General features: G+C 68.8%; 20 protein-coding genes. 10 read left to right on the top strand and 10 right to left on the bottom strand.

Translation table 11 applies throughout. The features are described 5' to 3' along the window. Positions 1-311: 311 nt before the first annotated feature. The gene (locus OHA18_RS35015) at positions 312-1,790 is read right to left on the bottom strand and encodes a glutamate--cysteine ligase (protein ID WP_328999644.1); all 1,479 of its coding nucleotides are present in this window, start codon (positions 1,788-1,790) and stop codon (positions 312-314) included. Positions 1,791-1,854: 64 nt separating this feature from the next. Further along, positions 1,855-2,616 carry an MBL fold metallo-hydrolase gene (locus OHA18_RS35010; RefSeq protein ID WP_328999643.1) on the bottom strand — a complete coding sequence of 254 codons (762 nt, stop codon included), beginning with the start codon at positions 2,614-2,616 and terminating at the stop codon, positions 1,855-1,857. 37 nt (positions 2,617-2,653) lie between these two features. On the opposite strand from OHA18_RS35010, the gene OHA18_RS35005 reads away from it, so the two are divergent. Both OHA18_RS35005 and OHA18_RS35000 read left to right on the top strand, forming a co-directional pair. After that, positions 2,654-4,009 (top strand): DNA polymerase IV, encoded by a 1,356-nt coding sequence (locus tag OHA18_RS35005; protein ID WP_328999642.1) that lies wholly within the window; start codon positions 2,654-2,656, stop codon positions 4,007-4,009. Further along, positions 4,002-4,940 carry a tetratricopeptide repeat protein gene (locus tag OHA18_RS35000; RefSeq protein WP_328999641.1) on the top strand — a complete coding sequence of 313 codons (939 nt, stop codon included), beginning with the start codon at positions 4,002-4,004 and terminating at the stop codon, positions 4,938-4,940. Before OHA18_RS35005 ends, OHA18_RS35000 begins: the two co-directional genes overlap by 8 nt. On the opposite strand, the gene ddaH is transcribed toward OHA18_RS35000, so the two are convergent. After that, positions 4,909-5,670 carry a dimethylargininase gene (gene ddaH, locus OHA18_RS34995; RefSeq protein ID WP_328999640.1) on the bottom strand — a complete coding sequence of 254 codons (762 nt, stop codon included), beginning with the start codon at positions 5,668-5,670 and terminating at the stop codon, positions 4,909-4,911. The genes OHA18_RS35000 and ddaH overlap by 32 nt on opposite strands. A gap of 51 nt (positions 5,671-5,721) precedes the next feature. On the opposite strand from ddaH, the gene OHA18_RS34990 reads away from it, so the two are divergent. Beyond that, positions 5,722-6,228 (top strand): hemerythrin domain-containing protein, encoded by a 507-nt coding sequence (locus tag OHA18_RS34990; protein WP_328999639.1) that lies wholly within the window; start codon positions 5,722-5,724, stop codon positions 6,226-6,228. On the opposite strand, the gene OHA18_RS34985 is transcribed toward OHA18_RS34990, so the two are convergent. The 5 genes from OHA18_RS34985 to OHA18_RS34965 are packed head-to-tail and all read right to left on the bottom strand — an operon-like array spanning position 6,218 to position 10,178. Beyond that, on the bottom strand, positions 6,218-6,940 hold the full coding sequence (locus tag OHA18_RS34985; RefSeq protein WP_328999638.1) for an MBL fold metallo-hydrolase: 723 nt from the start codon (positions 6,938-6,940) through the stop codon (positions 6,218-6,220). The genes OHA18_RS34990 and OHA18_RS34985 overlap by 11 nt on opposite strands. Continuing rightward, complete coding sequence (locus OHA18_RS34980; RefSeq protein WP_130448098.1) at positions 6,937-7,329, bottom strand: YccF domain-containing protein; 393 nt, start codon at positions 7,327-7,329, stop codon at positions 6,937-6,939. Before OHA18_RS34980 ends, OHA18_RS34985 begins: the two co-directional genes overlap by 4 nt. Continuing rightward, on the bottom strand, positions 7,326-8,180 hold the full coding sequence (locus OHA18_RS34975; protein ID WP_328999637.1) for an alpha/beta fold hydrolase: 855 nt from the start codon (positions 8,178-8,180) through the stop codon (positions 7,326-7,328). Before OHA18_RS34975 ends, OHA18_RS34980 begins: the two co-directional genes overlap by 4 nt. Then, entirely contained in the window at positions 8,152-9,288 is a 1,137-nt protein-coding gene (locus tag OHA18_RS34970) for a saccharopine dehydrogenase family protein (RefSeq protein WP_328999636.1), read from the bottom strand. Before OHA18_RS34970 ends, OHA18_RS34975 begins: the two co-directional genes overlap by 29 nt. Next, positions 9,285-10,178, bottom strand: coding sequence for an SDR family oxidoreductase (locus OHA18_RS34965; protein ID WP_328999635.1), 894 nt, complete (start codon positions 10,176-10,178; stop codon positions 9,285-9,287). The genes OHA18_RS34970 and OHA18_RS34965 overlap by 4 nt, the downstream gene beginning before the upstream one ends. A gap of 75 nt (positions 10,179-10,253) precedes the next feature. Here OHA18_RS34965 and OHA18_RS34960 point away from each other — a divergent pair, with 75 nt between their 5' ends. The 6 genes from OHA18_RS34960 (at position 10,254) to OHA18_RS34935 (ending at position 16,193) form a co-directional block, all read left to right on the top strand. Then, positions 10,254-10,838 carry a TetR/AcrR family transcriptional regulator gene (locus OHA18_RS34960; protein WP_328999634.1) on the top strand — a complete coding sequence of 195 codons (585 nt, stop codon included), beginning with the start codon at positions 10,254-10,256 and terminating at the stop codon, positions 10,836-10,838. 6 nt (positions 10,839-10,844) lie between these two features. Beyond that, the gene (locus tag OHA18_RS34955) at positions 10,845-11,309 is read left to right on the top strand and encodes a DUF2269 family protein (RefSeq protein ID WP_328999633.1); all 465 of its coding nucleotides are present in this window, start codon (positions 10,845-10,847) and stop codon (positions 11,307-11,309) included. Positions 11,310-11,318: 9 nt separating this feature from the next. Continuing rightward, positions 11,319-12,122 carry an exodeoxyribonuclease III gene (xth, locus tag OHA18_RS34950; protein ID WP_328999632.1) on the top strand — a complete coding sequence of 268 codons (804 nt, stop codon included), beginning with the start codon at positions 11,319-11,321 and terminating at the stop codon, positions 12,120-12,122. Positions 12,123-12,147: 25 nt separating this feature from the next. Further along, positions 12,148-12,858: an alpha/beta hydrolase family protein gene (locus OHA18_RS34945; RefSeq protein ID WP_328999631.1), complete on the top strand. Its 711-nt coding sequence runs from the start codon at positions 12,148-12,150 to the stop codon at positions 12,856-12,858. 32 nt (positions 12,859-12,890) lie between these two features. Next, entirely contained in the window at positions 12,891-14,975 is a 2,085-nt protein-coding gene (locus tag OHA18_RS34940) for a S9 family peptidase (RefSeq protein WP_328999630.1), read from the top strand. A gap of 258 nt (positions 14,976-15,233) precedes the next feature. Continuing rightward, positions 15,234-16,193 carry a sigma-70 family RNA polymerase sigma factor gene (locus tag OHA18_RS34935; RefSeq protein WP_328999629.1) on the top strand — a complete coding sequence of 320 codons (960 nt, stop codon included), beginning with the start codon at positions 15,234-15,236 and terminating at the stop codon, positions 16,191-16,193. A 71-nt stretch (positions 16,194-16,264) separates the two neighbouring features. Here the strand turns inward: OHA18_RS34935 and OHA18_RS34930 are convergent, their stop codons facing one another. Both OHA18_RS34930 and OHA18_RS34925 read right to left on the bottom strand, forming a co-directional pair. After that, positions 16,265-16,969: an HAD family hydrolase gene (locus OHA18_RS34930; RefSeq protein WP_328999628.1), complete on the bottom strand. Its 705-nt coding sequence runs from the start codon at positions 16,967-16,969 to the stop codon at positions 16,265-16,267. A gap of 44 nt (positions 16,970-17,013) precedes the next feature. Next, the gene (locus OHA18_RS34925; RefSeq protein ID WP_328999627.1) at positions 17,014-18,120 is read right to left on the bottom strand and encodes a CPBP family intramembrane glutamic endopeptidase; all 1,107 of its coding nucleotides are present in this window, start codon (positions 18,118-18,120) and stop codon (positions 17,014-17,016) included. Between the two features lie 46 nt (positions 18,121-18,166). Between OHA18_RS34925 and OHA18_RS34920 the strand changes: the two genes are divergently transcribed. Continuing rightward, positions 18,167-19,135 carry a Dyp-type peroxidase gene (locus OHA18_RS34920; RefSeq protein WP_328999626.1) on the top strand — a complete coding sequence of 323 codons (969 nt, stop codon included), beginning with the start codon at positions 18,167-18,169 and terminating at the stop codon, positions 19,133-19,135. Positions 19,136-19,138 lie beyond the last annotated feature (3 nt).

Here is a 19,138-nt window from a genome sequence, read left to right as displayed (position 1 = left end):
TCTCGAACGATACTGCTCCCGACCGCGGTCGGCATCCGCTGCATTTGCACCTGTTGTGTCGCGGCGGTGACGGAGGGCAGCCGGTGCCCGAGTACTACCCGCGGCGGGCCCGCCTAACCTTCCGGTGGCCACACCTTTGCAGGGCTGTCACCCAACGCGCCACCCCTGTAGTCCGGGTCGTTATCGAACTCGTCCAAGAACCTGCCCAGCCCGTTGCCCTGGGCAAGATCGAACGGGTTCCGTCAGAAGGACCAGGGTTCCGTCGATCCCTGTCCTACGTTGTCGTGCGTCCGTCCGGCGTACGAACCGGTTCAGTCGACCGGCCATTCGTGCACCGGTGTGTTCTCGTGCATGTGGTCGCAGTACCGCCGGAGCATCCCGCGCAACGCGTCCTTCCGGCCGTGCGAGCCCTTTGTATACAGGCGGTGGAACTCGTCGGCCTGCCAGGACGCGCCGTTGCGGCCGGTGAGGCAGCGCTGCTCGATGATCCCGAGCAACCGGTCCCGCACCGCCACGTCGACACCCCACGCGTCCAGACCCCGAACCGCCAACGGCAGCAGGCGTCTGAGCACGAGCTCGCTCGCCCGCGCCGTACCGACGCCCGGCCAGAAAACCTCCGCGTCGATCCCGTTCCGGGCGGCGGTGTGGAAGTTCTCCTCGGCGGCGCTGAACGACATCTGCGACCAGATCGGCCGCTCGTCGTCGGCCAGCGCGCGGACGAGACCGAAGTAGAACGCGCCGTTGGCGATCGTGTCGACGACCGTCGGGCCGGCCGGCAGGACACGATTCTCGACGCGCAGATGCGGCTTCTCCCGGACAACGTCGTACACCGGGCGGTTCCAGCGATAGATCGTCCCGTTGTGCAGCCGCAACTCCGAAAGTGCGGGCGTGTCGCCGCGGTCGAGAACCGCGATCGGATCCTCGTCGGAGGTGACCGGCAGCAGGGCCGGGTAGTAGCGCGAGTTCTCCTCGAACAGGTCGAAGATCGAGGTGATCCATCGTTCACCGAACCACACCCGCGGCCGCACGCCCTGCGTCTTCAGCTCGTGCGTGCGGGTGTCGGCGGCTTGCTCGAACAACGCGATCCGGGTCTCGCGCAGCAACTCCTTGCCGAACAGGAACGGCGAGTTGGCGCCGACGGCGAGTTGTACGCCGGAGATCGCCTGCGCCGCGTTCCAGTACCGCGGGAACGCCTCCGGTGTCACCTGCAGGTGGAACTGCGTCGACGTACAGGCGGCCTCCGGGACGATGCTGTCCGCGGTCACCTGCAGGCGCTCGACACCGTCGATCGAGATCTGCACGTCCTCGCCGCGGGCCGCGAAGATCTGGTCGTTGAGCAGCGCGTACCGCGGGTTGGTGCTGAGGGCGTCGCGGCGGATGTGCTCGGTCAGCAGGGTCGGCAGGATGCCGACGATCACCATCGACGAGCCGGTCCGGGCCGCCTTGTCCTCGGCCGCGTTCAGGCTGTCGCGGATACTCGCCTCCATCGTGTCCAGGCCGAGTCCGTCGATCTGCCCGGGCGGCACGTTGATCTCGATGTTGAACTGGCCGAGCTCGGTCTGGAACGCGTCGTCCTCGATCGCGCTCAGCACCTCGGAGTTCTTGAACGCCGGGTCGCACCGCTCGTCGACCAGGTTCAGCTCGATCTCGATCCCGGTCATCGGCCGCTCGGGCGCGAACCGGTCTTCGCGCAGCATCCGCGCGAAGGCGTCCAGATTGCGATGGACCTGACCCCGGAACGCGGTCCGGTCCGCCCGGGTGAACTCGACCCGGTCGACTTCCTCACCCATCAGCGGCCTCCCCTGGTGGTCCTTCGCTCAGTGTGCACGAAGTGCCCATCTACCGCGCGGCGAATCACACCGGATACACGATGAAGTCCTTCCGTTCGATCCGGACCGGCTCCTCCCCCGCCTCCGCCAGCACCTCCGCCAGCTCCGTCAGTACGTCGGGGCGCAGCTGGAGCTCGTGCTCGCCGGGGTGCTTGTCGGATCCCATCTCGAAGTCCCGGCCGGGCTGGTCGGTCAGCTCGATGTGCGCGCCCAGCACCCACTCGACCGGATTGCCGTCAGCAACGAACGCCGCCAGCCGCGCGACACTCGCCCGGAACGCCGGCCAGTCGAAGACGTACAGCCGTCCCGGGTACAGCGAGTCGCCGCTGAACAGCAGTCGCGTGTTCCGGTCGTACGTCGCGATGTGCGAGGCGTGGTGCCCCGGGATCGCAACGATGTCCAGCACCCGTCCACCGAGGTCGAACTGCACCACGCCGTTCGGCCAGTCGGCGAACCCGAAGTACTGCGCGACGTCCTCGGCCGACTTGCCGACAACCTGGTCGAACTCACCGTCGCCGCCGACGTGGTCGCCGTGGCTGTGGGTGTGGGCGACGACCAACTTCCGCTCCCCCGCCAGTTCCTCGATCAACGGACGGAGCGGCACGTGGCCGGTGCCGGTGTCCAGGAGAAGGGCCCGTTCGTCGCCGAGCAACAGGTACAGGAACGGGCCTTCGAAGTTCGTGTGCAGCGACTGGCGGATGATCGCCGTCCGGTCGTCGTACCAATGGATCTGGTGGGCGGGAGTGGACGGATCGGTGCCGTCGTCCCACTGCTCGGGAAACGTCATAACCGGAATTGTCGGTCACACCAGGGACACTGGACAGGTGCGTGGGGATCCGTCGGTGCTGCATGTCGATCTGGACGCGTTCTTCGCGGCCGTCGAGCAGCGGGACAAGCCGTCACTGCGGGGCAAGCCCGTGGTCGTCGGCGGTATCGGCGTCCGCGGAGTCGTCTCCACTGCGTCGTACGAGGCCCGCAAGTACGGCGTGCGGTCCGCGATGTCGACCGCGGAAGCGCGATCTCGGTGTCCGCACGCGGCGTACCTGAGCCCGCGGTTCGAGGCGTACCGGCAGAGCAGTCAGGCGGTGATGGCGGAGATGCGGGCGCTGTCGCCGCTGGTCGAGCCGTTGTCGCTGGACGAGGCGTTCATCGACCTGGCGGCCAGCGGCCTCAGTGGGCTGACGGTCGACGACGTCGAGGCGATCGCGCAGGACCTGAAGGACGCGATCCGGAAGGTGAGCGGCGGCCTGACCGCGTCCGTCGGCGCCGGTACGTCGAAGTTGATCGCGAAGATCGCCAGCGAGCTCGACAAGCCCGACGGCGTGGTCGTCGTTCCGGCCGGGACGGAGGCGGAGTTCCTCGCGCCGATGCAGGTCACCGTGATCCCCGGTGTGGGTCCGGCGACTGCCCAGCGACTCAGCATGGCCGGCGTGCGGACCGTCGCCGACCTGCAGCAACTCGACGAGGACGAGCTGATCCGGCAGGTCGGGTCGGCGCACGGCACGAGCCTGCACCGGCTCGCCGTCGCGGCCGACGACCGGCCGGTGGTGAGCGACCGTGAAACCAAGTCGGTCAGCGTCGAGGACACCTTCGAGACCGACATCATCGACCGGGCGCTGCTGGCCGCGATCAGCGACCGGATGGCCCACCGCGTCTCCGAGCGGCTGCAGAAGGCGCAGCTGTCCGGCCGGACCGTCACGGTCAAGACCCGGATGCACGACTTCACCACGCACACCCGCTCGTCGACGCTCGCCGGCCCGACCGACGACGCCCGGGTGATCGCGCGGGTCGCGCGTCGGCTGCTCGAGGAGAGCGAGATCGGCGGCGGCATCCGGTTGCTCGGCGTAGGCGTCTCGTCACTGGCCGACTGGATCCAGGACGACCTCTTCACCGACGACGAACATGCCGAGAACCCGGTCGAGGTGCTCGAACTGCCGGCCCGGCCCCGCGACCAGCTCGGCTTCCATCCCGGCCAGGACGTCGCCCATCCGGACTACGGCCAGGGCTGGGTCTGGGGCTCGGGACGCGGCCGCGTCACGGTCCGCTTCGAGACCGCGGACACCCCGCCGGGCCCGGTCCGCACCTTCGCCATCGACGATCCGGCGCTGACAAAAGTGCGGATTACCGGTGCGGATGCAGACGGCGAACCCGAAACTGACCACAATGTGTCGAATGAATGAAGAACGGCGGGGGGTCTACCCGTTCTGCGCTCCGTGTACGGCGTCGTCCGAGGTCTGGCGGGCGACCGAGACGGCGGGCCCGATGGGGAGCCGGTTCTACGGGCATCGTGAGGTCTGCGAGAACTGCGGGTCGTCGGTCCGGACGCTCTACAACACCGTGCTGTGGCTGCCGGTCTCGAAAGTCGGCCGGTACCGGATCATCCCGACCGGCGGACGTTCGTACGTCGGCCGCAAGGTGGTCACGCTCCCGGTGCAGACCGTCGTACGGCGGGAGCCGGTGTCGGCGATCGCCCATCATCCCGAGCTCGACAGCGATCCGGAGTACAAGCAGGCCGAGGCGTACTGGGACGAGCGCGAGCCGGGGCGGGCGCTGCCGTTCTACCAGTCGGCTCTGACCGCGCGGGAGAAGGTGCTCGCGGCGGACGACCCGGCGACGTTGCGGGTCCGGCTGCGGGTCGCACAAGGGATGCTGGCGACCGCGAACTACGGGCGGGCGATCGCCTGGTTCGAGCTGGTGACTCCGCAGCTGACGGACGTGTTCGGACCGCATCACGCGCTGACCCGGGCGGCGACCGAGGCCACGACCGGAGCGCGGCTGATGGTCGGCGGCCCGCGGTCGGAGGCTCAGCTGCTGACGAACATCGTCGCGGCCGACAGGGAGAGCCTTGCCGACGACGACCCGCAACTGTTGCGCGATCGGGCAGCGTTGGGGAATGCGTTGCTCGCGTGCGGCGACATCTCGGAGGCACTCGAAGCGCTGACCAAGGTGGTTCGCGCCGCGGCCCCGGGGCATCCGGATACGCAGGTCTATCGCGCATCGCTGGCGGCGGCGTGCGAGGTCGCCGAGGCGCGTGGCAAGAAGCGCGAGGTGCAGCTCGCCGGGACCGCACGCCAGGTGCTCACCGGCGAAGGCGCACCGACAAGCACGTGACGCACCCTTCGAGCTTCTCGAACTCACTGATATCCACGACAACCGGCGTGTAGCCGAGCTCCGCGAACAACTCCGCGGACTTCGGCGCCGACGCCGCCATCAGCAACCGGTCCGCACCGAGCAGTACGACGTGCGCGCCGGCCTCCTCGGGCACCGGCCGGAAGGTGTCGAACGCCGCGACGTCATCGACCAGCGGCTCGTATCCGATCACCGTCCCGTCGGGCAACGCGGTGACCGCCGACTTCAGATGCAGCACCTTCCGCACCGGCACCGCACGTACGTCGGCACCCAGCGGCGCGAACGCCTCGCGCAGGTGCTCGATGCCCGCCGCGTTCGTGCGTCCGCCCTGTCCGACGTAGATCGTGGAGCCGATCTTGAGTACGTCGCCGCCGTCGAGCGTGCCGGGATCGGCGATGCGGAGGATCCGGTAGCCCTGATCCGCGACCGTCTCCTCGGCCGCCGCGGCCTCGGCTCGTCGTTCGTTCGCGCCGGCGCGGGCGATCACCGCGAGGTCTCCGTACACGACCATCGTGTCCTCGATGAAGACGCTGTCCGGGCAGTCCTCGATCGGCGGCACCTCGACCGTCGTCCAGCCGGTGGCGTGCAGCGCGTCGACGTACTCCTGCCACTGCGTCTGCGCCAGTCCGAGGTCGACAGCCGTGCGCTCGATGTGGGTCACGAGGCCTTCGGCGAGGCGTGGGCTCGGGCGGCGGATGAGGGCTGTCGGCATGTCCGCAGGTTATCCGGGTACCTGGAGGCATCTGAGCGAAGGAGACATGGGATGCCGAAGATTCTTCCGGCGGCGGGCGGTGACGTGGTCGAGATCATCCTGGCCGATCACCGCTGGTTCGAAGAGGCGCTGCGCGAACTGCGGGACGTCCGGAGCGACCGCGCCGCGGTGCTCGCCGACCTGGCCACGGTTCTGATCGCCCACGCCGAGGCGGAGGAGTCGAAGGTGTACCCGGCGCTGCGCCGCAAGGACGCGATCGACGCCGACGAGGTCGAGCACTCCGAGCACGAGCACGACGAGGGCAACGAGGCGCTGCTCGAGCTGATGGAGGTCGACGACACCGGCAGCGAGGAGTTCAGCTCCAAGCTGCACGAACTGTCCGAGGCGCTCACCCACCACCTCGACGAGGAAGAACGCGACGTCCTCAACCCGGCCCGCACGGACGTCTCCGAGAAGGTACGCCGCGACCTCGGCGACGCGTTCGCCGAAGAGCGAGCCCGCCTGATCGCGTCGGACTGCGGCGACATCGCCAACGTCCGCAAGATCGTCACAGCGTAAGGACGAGGCCTTCCTCCGCGGCGATCACCAGTCCGTCGAACTCCTGGGATGCCTCGGCAACTGAGATGGATCGGTCAGAGCCCGGCCAGAAATGCGTCAGCACCAAGCGCTTCGCTCCGCGGGCGCCACGGGCAGCTTCGGTCGCCGACATCAGGTAGTCGTTCGTCGATGTGCCTTGGTACGTCGCGTCCGAGATGAAGACGTCGGTGCCCTCGGCCAAGAGGCGCAGGTCGGGCGACGGTCCGCTGTCCCCCGTGTAGGCGACCGATACTCCCGGCGCGCTGAGCCGCACTCCGAGGTTCGTCTTGTAATGCGGCAGCTCCACGGTCAGCACGTCGAACGGCCCGATGCGGGTCGTCGCTGCCAGATCGTCTACGGCGAACACCTCCGCCGGATCCGGATTCGGCTCGAGCGCACGTAGTACGTCGATCACGCCCGGCGGGCAATGCAGCGGGACGGGCGGCGCGTCCGGTGCCTCGTAGTACCTCACTCGGGCCAGACCGCTCACGTCGACGCAGTGGTCAGGGTGCTGATGCGTCACGACGACCGCATCGACCTCGCCGTGCGGACAGTGCTCGAGCAGTCGGGGCAGGGCGGCGTACCCGAGATCGAGGACGACCCGGAAGCCGTCGTACTCGACCAGGAACCCGGCGCAGGCGCGACCGGCCTCCGGCCACGCGCCGCAGGAACCGAGAACCGTCAGCGACCTCACCGGGTGGCGAACGGCTGGTTGGACGGCACGATCTCCTTGCCCAGCGGCAGCAGCGAGACCGGGATCAGCTTGAAGTTGGCGATGCCGAGCGGGATACCGATGATCGTCAGGCACAGCGCGATCCCGGTGGTCAGGTGGCCCAGGGCCAGCCACCAGCCGGCGAAGATGATCCAGATGATGTTCCCGAGCAGCGCGCCTGCGCCGGCGCTCGGCTTGTCGACCACGGTCCGGCCGAACGGCCAGAGCGTGTAGCCGGCGATCCGGAACGACGCGATGCCGAACGGGATGGTCACGATCAGCACGCAGCAGATGATGCCGGCGACCGCGTACCCGACAGCCAGCCAGAACCCGGCCAGCACCAGCCAGATCAGGTTGAGAAGCGTCTTCATGTCTCCAAGCCTGCCACCTCACGAGTGTGTTCCCGCACCAGCTCGGCCACAAGTCCGGGATCGTTCCGGGGCATCCAGTGCCCGCCCCTGACCACCTTCACCGTGAGGTTGGGAGCCCAACGCGCGATCTCGGTCTGCAGCGGCGTGGTCACGAACGGGTCGGCGTCCGGAGACACCGCCAGCACAGGTACGTCGGTGCGCCGCTGCGCCGGGCGGATGAGTCGTGGAAGGACGTTGGCGCGGTAGAGCTTCATGCCGTTCACGTAGTCGCCGATGGAGCGCTTCTCGGTGGCGTCCTGCTTCTCGAGGCGGTTGAAGAGACGGTGCGCCCATCCCTTGCGCCAGCCGAGCTCGGGCAGCCACGGGAGGTGGAAGTAGAAGATGTACCAGGAGTGCAGGAGCTGCCGGAGAGCTGCGCGGTTTCGCCGGCGGAGGAAGTAGCCGGCGTGGTCCAGTGACGGCCCTGAGATCGAGACGAAGGATGCGATCCGTGGCTGCAACTCAGGGTCGGTGATGAACTGCCAGGCCTGGATGGAGCCCCAGTCGTGGGCCAGGACGTGCACCGCGCGGTCGGGTGAGACCTGGTCGATGACCGCTCGAAAGTCTTCCTGCAGACGTTCCAGGGCGTACGCCGACGTCCTACGCGGGTGATCCGATTCACCGGCGCCGCGGACGTCGTACGCGATGACGTGGAAGTCGGTGGTGAGCCGGTCCGCGACCGGCTCCCAGAGCGATGCGTTGTCCGGGTAGCCGTGGACGCAGATCAGTGTCGGGGCACTTGCGTTGCCGTAGTCGTAGACGGCGATCGAGGTGCCGTCCCGGCTAGTAGTGGTCGACTTCGAGGGTGGCAAAGGTCATCCCCGCTTTCACCAGCCGCTCGCGGAGAGCGGGTCCCATGGCCGCGGCTGTCGTGGTCTGTCCGGCCGTCTCCGGCAGGTCGTCGAGCGCCAGGCAGAGAGCGCTCTCTCCGAGCATCTTCGCGGTCTCGTCGTACCCGGGGTCGCGGCCGGCGACCTCGGTGATCACCTGCTCGCCACCACCGCGGCCGACGAACCGGACGTTGAACCAGGACCGCGCCCGCCGCTCCGGACTCGGTCCGTCGCCGGGCTGCAACCGGTTCAGCATCGCCTTCCGGACCGGCGGGATCTGCGCCCCGGCGATCAGCAGACCCACCCCACCGATGCCGGCGGCAACCATCGGGAGACGGTCCAGCGCCGCGTAGTGGGAGTAGCGGAAGTCCGGCCCGTAGCGGTCGAGCAGGCGGGCGGAGTACCCGACGATCTGCGGATCGATCGTCGGCAGCGGCACCGCCCAGAACCCTTGCTGGCGGTGGATCCTGCCGGCCACCGCTCGGGCCTTCCGTCCCTCCGGCCGCGGTTCTGCCTGCCGGCGCGCGCGATGCGCTTCGAGGTTCTGCTTTGGTCGGGAGAACGCGGTGATCGCGGTGTGGAACGTGCCGCCCGACGGTCGCCCGCCGGCCCGCAGCAGGCCGTCCACCTGGATCGGCACACCCTCGGGCAGTTGCTCGACGGTGTACTGCACGCCGAGGTCGTACGGGATCGAGTCGAAGCCGCAGGCGTGGATGATCCGGGCGCCGGTCCGCTTCGCGCGCTCGTGGTAGCGCACGTACATCCGGTCGGTGAACTCAGGCTCGCCGGTGAGGTCGAGATAGTCGGTGCCGGCCTCGGCGCAGGCTGCCACGAGCGGTTCGCCGTACTGGATGTACGGGCCGACCGTCGTTGCGACGATCTTGGTCGACTCGGCGAGTGCGCGCAGTGACTCGGCGTCCGTCATGTCCGCGTGCAGGATGTCCTTGCCGAACCGTTCCAGCTTAGCTTTGTTGCGTCCGGCAACGGCCCAGCGCAGCGTCTCCGGGGCGTTCTTCTCCAGGTACTCCGCGGTGAGCCCGCCGGTGAAACCGCTCGCGCCGAGCAGGACGACGTCGTACTCGCGGCTCACTTGTGCGCAGCCTTCTCCGCGTCGGCCCGCCCGCCGGCGCCGGTCGCCCTGGACGAAGCCTCCGCACCACGCGACTGGATGTCCGCGAGCGCGGCCGCGTCGGCCTTCGGGACACTGAACCGCGAACCCAGCTCGATGACGTGTGGGATCGCCCAGCGGACGACCTTCAGCGCACCGATCCAGCCCGGCACGTGCACGGTCCGCGAACGCTTCTTGATGCCGTCGACGAACTTGTCCACCGCGAACTCCAGCGGGTACGTCTTGCTCGCCAAGGGAAGCCCGGTCCGCATCCTGCCGAACACCGGGTGCTCGTCCGCTCCGCGCACCATGTCCGTGTCGACGAAGGTCATGTGCGCGACACCGACCCGTACGCCGAGGTGTCTCAGCTCGGGCCGCAGCGTGTCGCCCAGTGCCTCCACGCCGGCCTTCGACACGTTGTACGACGCGAGTCCGGGGATGTGCACGATCGCGGCGAGGGACGAGACCAGCAGCAGGTAGCCCTTGCTCTCCAGCAGGTACGGCAAGGTGAGGTGCACCGTGCGCCAGACGCCGTACAGATCGACGTCGACCACGCGCTCCCAGGCTTTCGGGTCCATGCTCCGGCTGAAGCCCGGTGCGGCGATACCGGCGTTCGCCATCACGACATCGATGCGGCCGTAGCGCTCGGCGACGCCCTCGACCGCAGTCCGCAGCGAGTCGGTGTCGGTGACGTCGGCCTCCCACCAGGCGGCGTCCGGACCGCAGTCCTCGGCGACCTTCTTCAGCTCCTCCGGCTCCAGACCGATCAGCGCGAGCTTGGCGCCGTCGCGGGCCAGCTTGCGGGCCACTGCGGCGCCGATCCCCCGGGAGGCGCCGGTGATGAGGACGACTTGACCGGCCAACGGACGCATCGGGAACCTCCAGCTTGTTGAGTAGGTACTCAACAGTAAGTGCTTATTGACCAAATACTCAATAGACTGCGTCCCATGACCGGGAACGCACGGCTGCGGCCTGACGAGCGGCGGGCGCAGATCCTGACGGCGGCGCGCCGGGTGCTGCTTGCGGATCCGCACCGCGAGCTGACGGTCGAGCTGGTCGCGGCGGAGGCCGGCGTCTCCCCTGCCCTGCTGTTCCACTACTTCGGCTCGAAGAAGAAGTTCCAGTACGCCGTCATCGAGGAAGCCGCCGCCGAGGTCATGCTGCGGACCGCCCCGGACCCGTCGCTGCCGCCGGACGAGCGGCTCCGGTCCGGCATCCGCGCCTTCGTCCGCGCCGTACTCGAAGCACCGCAGCTGTACCGGGCGACGCTGCTGATGTCGGCGGCCGGCGATCCGGAGATCCGCACCTTGCATTCCGAGCTGCGCCGCGTCTTCAGCCAGTGGGTGATCAGCGCGGTCGCTGAGCGTGGCATCGACATCACCCCCGTCGTCGAGCTCGCCTGCCACGGCTGGCAGGGTTACGTCGAACAGACCCTCCTGGTATGGATCGACGACCCGACCGTCTCGCCGGAATCCCTCGAACACCTCTGCGAGCAGTCCCTGGACGCGATCCTCACGACAACGTCCGAGTGAGAAGGCATGAACAAGTTCTTCCTGACGGTCCACATCCTCGCCGCGATCCTCTGCGTCGGTCCGGTCACGGTGGCGACCAGCATGTTCCCGTCGATCGCGAAGCGCACGCTGACGGCCGGGACCCCGGACGCCGGCGGACTGCAGGTGCTGCACCGGATCACCAATGTCTATGCCTGGGCCGGCCTCGCCGTGCCGGTCTTCGGGTTCGCCCTCGCGGGCAGCATGAAGGTGATGGGCGAGGCCTGGCTGATCATCTCGATCGTGCTGACGCTCGCCGCGGCCCTGGTTCTCGCGTTCCTTGTCGCGCCGGCGCAGTCCAGCGTGCTCGCGGTCGCGGGCGGCACAACCGAGGAGCGCACCGCGGTGTTGCCGAAGGCGAGGCTGCTCTCGATGACGTCCGGGATCTTCGCCCTGCTCTGGCTCGTCGTGCTGGTGCTGATGGTCGTCAAGCCGGGGCACCACAGAGGGTAAGGTTCCGGCGTGCTGACGGTTGCCACGGTGAACGTGAACGGGATCAGGGCGGCCTTCCGCCGCGGACTGCAGCCGTGGCTGGACGACACCGACCCGGACTTGTTGCTGATGCAGGAAGTCCGGGCGACGGACGACGTACTGCGTGAGCTGCTCGGCAGTGACTGGAACATCGCGCACGCCGAGCCCGCGATCGACGGGCACAAGGGACGCGCCGGCGTCGCGGTGGCGAGCCGGCGGCCGATCAAGGACGAGCGCGGCGAGATCGGACCGTCGCGGTTCGACGGGTGCGGTCGGTGGGTCGAGGCGGACGTCGTCCTCGACGACGGCACGACGCTGACCGCGGTCAGCACGTACGTGTTCACCGGCGAGTTCGAGACGCCGCCGCGCCAGGAGGAGAAGTACGCGTTCCTGGATGCGATCACCGCCCGGCTGACCGAGCTGCGCGCCGACGGCCGGCACGTGCTGATGTGCGGCGACCTCAACATCGCTCACCGCGAGGCCGACCTGAAAGCCTGGAAGGCGAACCGCAAGAAGAGCGGCTTCCTGCCCGAGGAGCGCGCCTGGATGGACCGGCTCTTCGACGCCGGCTGGGTCGACCTCGGCCGGCACTTCGGCGGCGAAGGCCCCGGCCCGTACTCCTGGTGGTCCTGGCGGGGCAAGGCCTTCGACAACGACGCCGGCTGGCGCATCGACTACCAGATCGCGTCCTCCGAGCTCGCCGAAGCAGCCACGGCCTGCGTCATCCACCGAGCCCCGACGTACGCCGAACGCTGGAGCGACCACGCACCGGTAGTCGCGACGTACGACGTATAACCCTCACCGCGCCTACCGTGGCGCCATGCCCGAAGATCCCGCCTTCGTCCTGCCGACCCCAGACGTCGCCCGCACCATGCACGAGGGCCTCGAGCTCTACCTCCCTCGCGTCGCCGAGCCGGCGCCTGCGGTTCTGCTGATCCATGGAGTGCCGTACTCCGCCGAGGGCCGGCCGCTGCCGAGTGAATGGAAGATCTATCGGGGCTACGCCAGTCAGCTCGCCGATCTGGGTTGCGTCGCCGCTGCCGTCGACCACAGCCCCGACGGACGTCCGGACGATGATCGGTCCAACGCGGCGCTGGCGAAGGCGATCGCGGCCGTCCGCGCGCACCCACAGGTGGACGCCGACCGCGTCGCGCTGTGGTTCTTCTCCGGGAGCGGACCGCTGGCGGCCGCGTTCCTGCAGAGCCCTCCGGAGTGGCTCCGGTGCGTCGCGCTGACCTACCCGGTGCTGGGCGACTCCGAGCTCGTCACAGTCCGAGACGTGCATCCGGTCGAGGCGGTCAAAGGCGCGCGGGGCTTGCCGGTCGTGATGACCGTGGCCGGACGTGAGTTGGCCGACGTGGCGCCGACCCAGCCGCCGTTCATCGACGCTGCGCGCGCGGCCGGGGCGAGGCTCGAGGTGATCGAAGTACCGAACGGCCGGCACGGGTTCGACGTCCTCGATCACACCGACGAGTCGCGCCGGGCGGTGGCGGCCGCGTTGTCCGCGGTGAATGCCTCGGTGCGCGCTTAGCCGTCGCGCGGCCGCGCGGGTAGTCTCGCGACATGTCTGAGAATTCTTCTTCTGCTGTGCCGCCGGTCGCGGCCCGGAAGCCGGTCGAGCGGGTGCATCACGGTGACGTGTTCGTGGATGACTACGAGTGGTTGCGGGACAAGACCGACGACGAGGTGCTGGCGTACCTCCGCGACGAGAACGCGTACACCGAGGCCCGGACGGCGCACCTGGAATCGTTGCGTGAGGCAATCTTCAAGGAGATCTCGGACCGGACGCTGCAGACCGACCTGAGCGTCCCGGCGCGGCGCGGTGAGTACTGGTACTACTCGCGCACGATCGAGGGCCAGCAGTACTCCCTGCACTGCCGGGTCAAGGTGGACGGCGACCAGCCGCCGGCGACCGACGGCGCCATCGCCGGCGAAGAGGTGATGCTGGACGGCAACGAGGTGGCCGGCGACTCCGAGTTCTTCTCGCTCGGCACCGTCGACGTCTCTCCCGACGGCCGCCTGCTCGCGTACTCCGTCGACCTCAAGGGCGACGAGCGGTTCACACTGCGGATCAAGGACCTCGGCACTGGCGAGCTGCTCCCCGACGAGCTGCCCGAGGTGCACTACGGCTCGGCCTGGTCCGCCGACGGCTCGACGATCTTCTACAGCAAGGTCGACGACGCCTGGCGCCCGTACCAGGTCTGGCGGCACACCCTCGGTACGACGGATGACGTCCTGGTGATGGAGGAGCCGGACGAGCGGTTCTGGGTCGGTGTCGACCTGACCCGCAACGAGCAGGCGATCATGATCGCGCTCGGCAGCAAGCTCACCAGCGAGGTCTGGCTGCTCGACGCCAACGACCCGACCGGCGAGGCTGTCGTGGTGGCGCCGCGGCGCGAGGGCGTCGAGTACGACGTCGAGCACGCCGGCGACCAGCTCCTGATCACGCACAACGCGGACGCCGCGAACTTCTCGCTGGCCTCCGCGCCGCTCGACTCCCCCGGCGACTGGACGACGCTGATCGAGGGCGACGAGACCAGCCGCCTGCTCGGCACCGACGCGTTCGCCGACCACGTCATCCTCTACCGGCGCCGCAACGCGCTGACCGAGCTGGCGATCATGCGCCGGTCCGGCGACGGCTTCGGTGATCCCGAGGTACTGGAGTTCGACGAGCCGATCTACACGGTCTCCCCCGGCCGCAACGACGAGTGGCACGACACCCGGTACCGCTTCGGCTACACGTCGCTCGTCACGCCTGGTTCGACGTACGACGTGGACGTCGCGACCGGTGAGCGGCGACTGCTCAAGCAGCAGCCGGTGCTCGGCGGCGTGGACCTGACCGCGTACACGCAGTACCGCGAGTGGGCGACCGCGCCGGACGGGACGAAGGTGCCGATCTCGATGGTCGCGCGCAAGGACGTCGCGAAGGACGGGAACGCGCCGGTCGTGCTGTACGGCTACGGGTCGTACGAGTCGTCGATGGATCCGTGGTTCTCGATCCCGCGGCTGTCGCTGCTCGACCGCGGCGTGGTGTTCGCGATCGCGCACGTCCGCGGCGGCGGCGAGCTCGGCCGGCACTGGTACGACGACGGGAAGATGCTCACCAAGCGGAACACCTTCACCGATTTCATCGCCGCCGCGGAACACCTGGTGCAGGCGGGCTGGACGCGGCCGGAGCGGATCGTCGCGCAGGGCGGCAGCGCCGGCGGCCTGCTGATGGGCGCGGTGGCGAACCTGGCCCCGCAGGCGTTCGGCGGAATCGTCGCCGAGGTCCCGTTCGTGGACGCGCTGACGACGATCCTGGATCCGTCGCTGCCGCTCACCGTCATCGAGTGGGAGGAATGGGGCAATCCGCTCGAGGACAAAGCCGTGTACGAGTACATGAAGTCCTACTCGCCGTACGAAAACGTTGCCGCGCAGCACTATCCGCGCATCCTGGCGATCACCAGTCTGAACGACACCCGGGTGTTCTTCGTCGAGCCGGCGAAGTGGGTGGCGAAACTCCGGTCGACCGCGACCGGTGACACCGACGTACTGCTCAAGACCGAAATGGAAGCCGGTCACGGCGGCCGCAGCGGGCGGTACGACGCCTGGCGCGAGGTCGCGTTCTCGCTGTCGTGGGAGCTGGACACGCTCGGCCTGAGCTGAAGAACCGGGAATTTCCGCCCCCGGACGTGTGTTGTGGAACACATCCGGGGGCACCGGAACACGATGATTCTGGACGAATTCTCAGCTTCCGCAGCGCGTGTTGTGCCGAATGGTCCCGTCAGCCTGAGGGACATCGGTTTCCAGCGCGATTTCGCTGCCAGGAACTCTCAGGGAACGTTCAGGGTGTTTACACACTCGTCCTGGAATCTTGAACCCTACTCGAGCGTTGCTCTCCATGTAACGACGAAGGGAGTTTCGGTGGCTCGCATGGCTCGTGTCCGGTCCACGGACGACGGTATCGACGGCAAGGACAGCGTCGGTCTCTACCTCGAAGAGATCGCGCGGACACCTTTGCTGACGGCTGAGGAAGAAGTCGAGCTCGCTGAGACGGTCGAGGCAGGACTCCTTGCGGAGCAACTGCTGGCCGAGGGGCGGGTTGGACGTAAGAAGGGCGGAGCGCCCAAATATGCCACGGAGGACGAGCTGGAGTGGCTGGCCGAAGCGGGCCGGCGCGCGCAGCAGCGGTTCGTGACCGCGAACCTCCGGCTCGTGGTGTCGATCGCCCGCCGGTACGGGCGGTCTCAGATGCCGCTGCTGGACCTGGTCCAGGAGGGCAACACGGGGCTGATCCGGGCGGTGGAGAAGTTCGACTACCGGAAGGGTTTCAAGTTCTCGACGTACGCGACCTGGTGGGTGCGGCAGGCGATCACCCGCGGTATCGCGCAGCAGGCCCGTGTGGTCCGGCTGCCGGTGCACGTGGTGGAGCAGCTGAACCAGATCGGGTCGGCACGGCGCACGCTGGAGCGCAAGCTCGGGCGGGAGCCGGAGATCGACGAGATCGCGCTGGAGCTGGGACTGGACCCGGAGCGGGTCACTGAACTGATCCGCATCGGCCGGGACCACATCAGCCTGAACAGCCCGGTCGACGACGAGGGCGAGACCTCGCTGGGTGACCTGATCGCGGCCGAGACCGCGCCGGGTCCGGACCAGCTGGTCGCGGACGCGTCCGACCGCTCGGGCCTGTTCAGTCTGGTCGACCAGCTCGACCCGCGGTCCGCGGACGTGATCCGGCGCCGTTACGGTCTGCACGACGGCCGCCAGGCCAAGCTGGCCGACATCGGCGCAGTGCACGGCATCTCGGCAGAGCGAGTCCGCCAGATCGAGCGCGAGGCACTAGGCCGCCTCCGCCTGCTGGCAGACCCGACGCTGGCTGCGTAACACCCACCCCGAAACCCCTCAGGACCCCCGAGCCGCGATCCGGCTCGGGGGTCCTTCGGTATGCCGGGGGCTCAGCTCCAGCTGTCGATCAGGGCGGGGAGCTCCGAAAGGCGCTGGATCGTCGCGTCCGGCGTACCTTCCGTGTGGCCGATCTGGTCGGTCGGGATCGCGCTGTGCGGCAGGTGGGCGGCTCGCATCCCGACGTTCTGCGCGCCCCACACGTCGTCGAACAGGCGGTCGCCGACGAACAGGCAGCGCGACGGCTCCGACACCCCGACCGCGCGCATGGCGGCCAGGAACGTCTCCGGGTGCGGCTTCGTGTACGGGATCTCGCTGGTGTACACGGCGCCGTCGAGCAGCTCGTGGACGCCGTCGCGCTCGAAGATCTCCTCGTGCCGCCGGCGGGGCCAGATCGTGTTCGACAGCACGCCGACCTTCAGGCCGCGCGCACGTAGCTCCCGCAGTGTGTCGAGAGCGTCCGGCTCCAGCTCGGTGTGCGGGTCCCACTGCCGGTCGTACTCCGCCTGGGCCGCCGGGCTCAGCACCACCTCGGCCAGGGTGCACACCTCCTCGAGCGTGCTGCTCAGGTGCTCGTCCCGGGAGCGCCGCCAGATCGACCCCTCAGCCGCCACGAGCCGGGCCGCCAGCTCGTCGGCCTGCGCCTCGTCGAGCACCGCGGCGACCGCTCGCCACGTCTCCTGCAGGTCGATGGTGTGCCAGGTTGCCAGTGTGCCGCCCCAGTCGAACAGGACGGCCTCGATCTTCACGTTCGTCACGCGGCAAAGCCTGCCAGAGCGGACCGACAGTTCTCGCGTGGTTTTCAGCTCACGCGCGCGACTTGCTGCCGGCGGGCCAGCCAGGTGATCGCGAACGCGTAGAACGCCAGGCACGGGATGTCCGAGACCAGCAGCGTCCACGGGGCGCCGCCCTGCTGGTCCCACCCGGAGAGCTGACCGGTTGCCGCAGGCAACATGAAGGCGAGCAGGTTGTTCAGCGCGTGCAGCGCGATCCCGGCCTCCAGTCCCCCGGTTCGGACGGTCAGCCAACCGACCGTGATCGCGAACAGGAACACGTCGGCCATCGCCCACCCGGTGTAGCCGTGCGCCGACACGAACGCCGCGCCGCCGATCACGATGCCCGGCCACGGCGACCGGAACACCGTCCGCAGCCAGCGGTTCTTGCCGTCCGGGTTGTCCGGACCGTAGGCGCCGACTGCCTGGATCAGCCACCCGCGGAACATGAACTCCTCGGCAGCCGACTGGAACGGCACCAGGAACAGAATCACCAGCGCCGGTACGAGGAACGCGCCGAAGCCGACCCAGGATCCGTCGTCGGTCCCGGTCGCGTCGCCGGGCGGGAAGATCGCGTCGACGAGCAAACTCATCCCGTACGACAGCACGAGGTACCCGAGAGCCGGCACACAGCACAGCAGCAGCCAGCGCCAGCGGATCCGGTTCAGGACCGAGGCCACGCTCCAGAACGGGCGGCGCTGCACGATCCACGCGGCCAGGCCGACACACGGGGTGAGGATGCCGAGCATGACCAGCGTGACCGCGAGGTTCTCGGTGTCGCTCGGGAAGATGTCCGTGCCGCTCGGGGTCGGGAACGGGCCGGCGATGACGCGGTGCGCGATCGTCCATGCAACCACCACGCCGGTCGTCAGGAACAGGACGAAGGCGCCGAGCAGGAGCGTCCCGACGACCGGGCGCCACCACGCGTGCTTCGGAGTACGTGCGAGCCGGTGGAACGGCGTACCGGGTGGGGCGGGGACGACGCGGGGCTCACGGTAGGCGTACTGGGCCGGGTACGGCGGCGGGGCGCCCCACTGGTCCGGGTACGGGCCGGGGTGGGGTGGCGGCGGCGGGTACTGCCCCGGCTGGGAGTATGGGCCCGGTTGCGAGGGCGGCCCAGGCTGTTGCGGGTCCATGACTGGACTCTAGAAGATCGGGCCAAGCAGACGGAGGGAGAACACGGTGGCTACTGATCCCACGCCGGACACATCGAGGGCAACGGATGCTCTGCCGCAGTCCGTGCTGATGCCGTTGAGCGGCTCGGCCATCTTCCTGGTCGTGCGGGTCGACCCCGGCGGTGAGGACCGGACCCGGGATCTCCTGGAGCGGATGAGCGGTCTGGTTCGCTCGGTCGGCTTCCGCGTGCCCGGCGGCAACCTCTCCTGTGTCACCAGCATCGGATCCGACGTCTGGGACCGCCTGTTCAGCGGTCCACGGCCCGCCGAACTGCACCCGTTCGTGGAACTGAAGGGTGCGACGCACCACGCTCCGTCCACGCCTGGCGACCTGCTCTTCCACATCCGGGCTGCACACCAGGACCAGTGCTTCGAGCTGGCCGGCCAGATCATGAACGTGCTCGACGGCGCCGCCACGGTGGTCGACGAGGTGCACGGGTTCAAGTACTTCGAGATGCGCGACCTGCTCGGGTTCGTCGACGGTACCGAGAACCCGACCGGCGCCGACGCCCAGGCCGCCGTACTCGTCGGCGACGAGGACCCGGACTTCCAGGGCGGCAGTTACGTGATCGTGCAGAAGTACCTGCACAACCTGAAGGCGTGGAACGCGCTGACCGTGGAGCAGCAGGAGCAGGCCGTCGGCCGGACCAAGCTCGACGACATCGAGTTCCCCGACGCCAAGAAGCCGGCCAACGCGCACATCGTGCTGAACGTCGTTGAGGACGAGGACGGCAACCAGCTGCAGATCCTGCGCGACAACATGCCGTTCGGCACGATCGGCGCGCAGGAGTTCGGCACCTACTTCATCGGGTACGCCAAGACACCGGCCGTGACCGAGCTGATGCTCCGCCGGATGTTCATCGGCGTACCCGAGGGCAACCACGACCGGCTGCTCGACTTCTCCACCGCGGCCACGGGTTGCCTGTTCTTCACCCCGACCTCGGACTTCCTCGACGACCTGCCGCCGGCGCCCTGAGCG

Source organism: Kribbella sp. NBC_00709, assembly GCF_036226565.1.
Classification (GTDB): Bacteria; Actinomycetota; Actinomycetes; order Propionibacteriales; family Kribbellaceae; genus Kribbella.
This window is presented reverse-complemented; position numbering and strand designations above follow the sequence as displayed.